The sequence below is a fragment of the Nocardia rhamnosiphila NBRC 108938 genome, from assembly GCF_000720425.1.
Classification (GTDB): domain Bacteria; phylum Actinomycetota; class Actinomycetes; order Mycobacteriales; family Mycobacteriaceae; genus Nocardia; species Nocardia rhamnosiphila.
Genome location: NZ_JOAJ01000028.1, coordinates 1 through 5,263, shown reverse-complemented (window position 1 = coordinate 5,263; position 5,263 = coordinate 1). Strand labels below are relative to the sequence as shown.

The following is a 5,263-nucleotide window of genomic DNA, read 5'->3' as shown; positions in this document are numbered from 1 at the left end:
TGTGTGCGTGTGTTCTTTGAGAACTCAATAGTGTGTTGATGAATGTCAGTGCCAAATATTTAATTTGGTTTCGGTTCTTCATACCCCCGTGTGGAGGATCGAACATTTAAGTCAGCTAAATTCCAGCTGGCGATTTGTTTTGCTAGGTTTTCGGACTCTAGTTTGTACTTTTGATTGCGCCTTCGGGTGTGATTGTGAGTCTTCAACGGAGAGTTTGATCCTGGCTCAGGACGAACGCTGGCGGCGTGCTTAACACATGCAAGTCGAGCGGTAAGGCCCTTCGGGGTACACGAGCGGCGAACGGGTGAGTAACACGTGGGTGATCTGCCTTGCACTCTGGGATAAGCCTGGGAAACTGGGTCTAATACCGGATATGACCTTTGGTTGCATGATCAGGGGTGGAAAGATTTATCGGTGCAAGATGAGCCCGCGGCCTATCAGCTTGTTGGTGGGGTAATGGCCTACCAAGGCGACGACGGGTAGCCGGCCTGAGAGGGCGACCGGCCACACTGGGACTGAGACACGGCCCAGACTCCTACGGGAGGCAGCAGTGGGGAATATTGCACAATGGGCGGAAGCCTGATGCAGCGACGCCGCGTGAGGGATGACGGCCTTCGGGTTGTAAACCTCTTTCGACTCCGACGAAGCGAAAGTGACGGTAGGAGTATAAGAAGCACCGGCCAACTACGTGCCAGCAGCCGCGGTAATACGTAGGGTGCGAGCGTTGTCCGGAATTACTGGGCGTAAAGAGCTTGTAGGCGGCTTGTCGCGTCGATCGTGAAAACTCGGGGCTCAACCCCGAGCTTGCGGTCGATACGGGCAGGCTTGAGTACTTCAGGGGAGACTGGAATTCCTGGTGTAGCGGTGAAATGCGCAGATATCAGGAGGAACACCGGTGGCGAAGGCGGGTCTCTGGGAAGTAACTGACGCTGAGAAGCGAAAGCGTGGGTAGCGAACAGGATTAGATACCCTGGTAGTCCACGCCGTAAACGGTGGGTACTAGGTGTGGGTTTCCTTCCACGGGATCCGTGCCGTAGCTAACGCATTAAGTACCCCGCCTGGGGAGTACGGCCGCAAGGCTAAAACTCAAAGGAATTGACGGGGGCCCGCACAAGCGGCGGAGCATGTGGATTAATTCGATGCAACGCGAAGAACCTTACCTGGGTTTGACATACACCGGAAACCTGCAGAGATGTAGGCCCCCTTGTGGTCGGTGTACAGGTGGTGCATGGCTGTCGTCAGCTCGTGTCGTGAGATGTTGGGTTAAGTCCCGCAACGAGCGCAACCCTTATCTTATGTTGCCAGCGCGTAATGGCGGGGACTCGTGAGAGACTGCCGGGGTCAACTCGGAGGAAGGTGGGGACGACGTCAAGTCATCATGCCCCTTATGTCCAGGGCTTCACACATGCTACAATGGCCGGTACAGAGGGCTGCGATACCGTGAGGTGGAGCGAATCCCTTAAAGCCGGTCTCAGTTCGGATCGGGGTCTGCAACTCGACCCCGTGAAGTTGGAGTCGCTAGTAATCGCAGATCAGCAACGCTGCGGTGAATACGTTCCCGGGCCTTGTACACACCGCCCGTCACGTCATGAAAGTCGGTAACACCCGAAGCCGGTGGCCTAACCCTTGTGGAGGGAGCCGTCGAAGGTGGGATCGGCGATTGGGACGAAGTCGTAACAAGGTAGCCGTACCGGAAGGTGCGGCTGGATCACCTCCTTTCTAAGGAGCATTCTCCATGCCGGCTCGAAGAGTCGAGTGCAGGTCATGGCAGAGGCCATTTCGGAAGCGAATGTTTTCCGATGGTTGCTCATGGGTGGAACGCTGACAATCTCCATCACGTACGGCCGCGGCCGAGTCTGTGGTGCTGGTGGATATATCAACACACTGTTGGGTCCTGAAAGAACAGACGTTCTTTCCAGGCAAAAAATACGATCCGCTCGGATCTCCGTTCATACCGCGAGGGTTTTTGGTTCTCGGCTGGTGCGGGTGCAAGGTTCGGGTGGGTGTGTTGTTTGAGAACTGCACAGTGGACGCGAGCATCTTTGTTTTGTAAGTTTTTAAGAGCGTACGGTGGATGCCTTGGCACCAGGAGCCGATGAAGGACGTAGGAGGCTGCGATAAGCCTCGGGGAGCTGTCAACCGAGCTGTGATCCGAGGGTGTCCGAATGGGGAAACCCAGCACGAGTGATGTCGTGTTACCCGCATCTGAATATATAGGGTGTGTGGAGGGAACGTGGGGAAGTGAAACATCTCAGTACCCACAGGAAGAGAAAACAACATGTGATTCCGTGAGTAGTGGCGAGCGAAAGCGGATGAGGCTAAACCATGCGTGTGTGATAGCCGGCAGGCGTTGCACGTGTGGGGTCGTGGGGCTCACTTTCTTGTCACTGCCGTGGCGAGCAACAGTCAGAAAAGTTCGTGTTAGTCGAATTGGTCTGGGACGGCCAACCGTAGACGGTGAGAGTCCGGTAGGCGAAAACATGTTCTCTGTTGTAGTGAGTGCCCGAGTAGCAGCGGGCCCGTGAAATCTGCTGTGAATCTGCCGGGACCACCCGGTAAGCCTGAATACTCCCTGGTGACCGATAGCGGACTAGTACCGTGAGGGAAAGGTGAAAAGTACCCCGGGAGGGGAGTGAAATAGTACCTGAAACCGTGCGCTTACAATCCGTCAGAGCCTCTGCACAGCTTGCTGTGGGGGGTGATGGCGTGCCTTTTGAAGAATGAGCCTGCGAGTTAGTGGCATGTGGCGAGGTTAACCCGTGTGGGGTAGCCGTAGCGAAAGCGAGTCCGAATAGGGCGTTTGAGTCGCGTGTTCTAGACCCGAAGCGGAGTGATCTACCCATGGCCAGGGTGAAGCGACGGTAAGACGTCGTGGAGGCCCGAACCCACTTAGGTTGAAAACTGAGGGGATGAGCTGTGGGTAGGGGTGAAAGGCCAATCAAACTCCGTGATAGCTGGTTCTCCCCGAAATGCATTTAGGTGCAGCGTCGCGTGTTTCTCACCGGAGGTAGAGCTACTGGATGGTCTAGGGGGCCCACAAGCTTACCGAAATCAGCCAAACTCCGAATGCCGGTGAGTGAGAGCGCGGCAGTGAGACTGCGGGGGATAAGCTTCGTAGTCGAGAGGGAAACAGCCCAGATCGCCGGCTAAGGCCCCTAAGCGTGTACTAAGTGGAAAAGGATGTGGGATTGCGCAGACAGCCAGGAGGTTGGCTTAGAAGCAGCCACCCTTGAAAGAGTGCGTAATAGCTCACTGGTCGAGTGATCCTGCGCCGACAATGTAGCGGGGCTCAAGTACACCGCCGAAGCCGCGGCAGTCACACAATACATCCGCACTTTCCTACGGGATTGTGTGCAGTGGTGTGGCTGGGTAGGGGAGCGTCGTGTAGCCAGGGAAGCAGCGGGGTGACCTAGTTGTGGAGGCTGCGCGAGTGAGAATGCAGGCATGAGTAGCGAAAGACGAGTGAGAAACTCGTCCGCCGAATGACCAAGGGTTCCTGGGCCAGGTTAATCCGCCCAGGGTGAGTCGGGACCTAAGGCGAGGCCGACAGGCGTAGTCGATGGACAACGGGTTGATATTCCCGTACCCGTGTATCCGCGCCCAATGGCGAATCATCTGTGCTAAGCGCCCAAAACCTGATGGACCTCCTTCGGGAGGCCGGATGGGGCTGCGCGCGACCCTGGGTGTAGTAGTCAAGCGATGGGGTGACGCAGGAAGGTAGCTGGGCCAGTCAGTGGTTGTACTGGTGTAAGCCTGTAGGGCGTTGTGTAGGCAAATCCGCACAGCATGAGCCTGAGAGGTGATGCGTAGCCGATTGAGGCGAATTCAGTGATCCTATGCTGCCGAGAAAAGCCTCTAGTGAGTTGGTACACGGCCCGTACCCCAAACCGACACAGGTGGTCAGGTAGAGAATACTAAGGCGATCGAGAGAACTGTGGTCAAGGAACTCGGCAAAATGCCCCCGTAACTTCGGGAGAAGGGGGGCCCGAGCTGGTGACCGGCTTTACGCCGTGAGCTGGTTTGGGCCGCAGAGACCAGTGAGAAGCGACTGTTTACTAAAAACACAGGTCCGTGCGAAGTCGTAAGACGATGTATACGGACTGACGCCTGCCCGGTGCCGGAAGGTTAAGAGGACCGGTTAGCGCTTCGGCGCGAAGCTGAGAATTTAAGCCCCGGTAAACGGCGGTGGTAACTATAACCATCCTAAGGTAGCGAAATTCCTTGTCGGGTAAGTTCCGACCTGCACGAATGGCGTAACGACTTCTCAGCTGTCTCGACCACAGACTCGGCGAAATTGCATTACGAGTAAAGATGCTCGTTACGCGCGGCAGGACGAAAAGACCCCGGGACCTTCACTATAGCTTGGTATTGGTGTTCGGTACGGTTTGTGTAGGATAGGTGGGAGACTGTGAAACGGGCACGCCAGTGCTCGGTGAGTCGTCGTTGAAATACCACTCTGATCGTATTGGACCTCTAACCTCGGACCATGATCTGGTTCAGGGACAGTGCCTGGTGGGTAGTTTAACTGGGGCGGTTGCCTCCCAAAATGTAACGGAGGCGCCCAAAGGTTCCCTCAGCCTGGTTGGCAATCAGGTGTCGAGTGCAAGTGCACAAGGGAGCTTGACTGTGAGACAGACATGTCGAGCAGGGACGAAAGTCGGGACTAGTGATCCGGCACCGGCAAGTGGAAGCGGTGTCGCTCAACGGATAAAAGGTACCCCGGGGATAACAGGCTGATCTTCCCCAAGAGTCCATATCGACGGGATGGTTTGGCACCTCGATGTCGGCTCGTCGCATCCTGGGGCTGGAGTAGGTCCCAAGGGTTGGGCTGTTCGCCCATTAAAGCGGCACGCGAGCTGGGTTTAGAACGTCGTGAGACAGTTCGGTCTCTATCCGCCGCGCGCGTTGGAAACTTGAGGAAGGCTGTCCCTAGTACGAGAGGACCGGGACGGACGAACCTCTGGTGTGCCAGTTGTCCCGCCAGGGGCACGGCTGGTTGGCTACGTTCGGAAGGGATAACCGCTGAAAGCATCTAAGCGGGAAGCCTGTTCCAAGATGAGGTTTCCCACCACCATGAGTGGTTAAGGCCCCCTACAGACCATGGGGTTGATAGGCCGGAACTGGAAGCACGGTAACGTGTGGAGGTGACCGGTACTAATAGGCCGAGGGCTTACCAAACGAAGATTGCTACGCGTCCACTGTGCAGTATCTGAAACAACACACAGATACAGAAGACACCACACACACCGGAAAACATTTCCGG

2 rRNA genes are annotated in these 5,263 nt (G+C 56.1%); both read left to right on the top strand.

The window, feature by feature from the left end:
• Positions 1 to 202 precede the first annotated feature (202 nt).
• A 16S ribosomal RNA gene (locus tag IG75_RS0135435) occupies positions 203 to 1,719 on the top strand.
• A gap of 328 nt (positions 1,720 to 2,047) precedes the next feature.
• Positions 2,048 to 5,178: ribosomal RNA gene (locus IG75_RS0135430) — 23S ribosomal RNA — on the top strand.
• Together the 16S and 23S rRNA genes form the textbook arrangement of a ribosomal RNA operon.
• Positions 5,179 to 5,263: the final 85 nt, after the last annotated feature.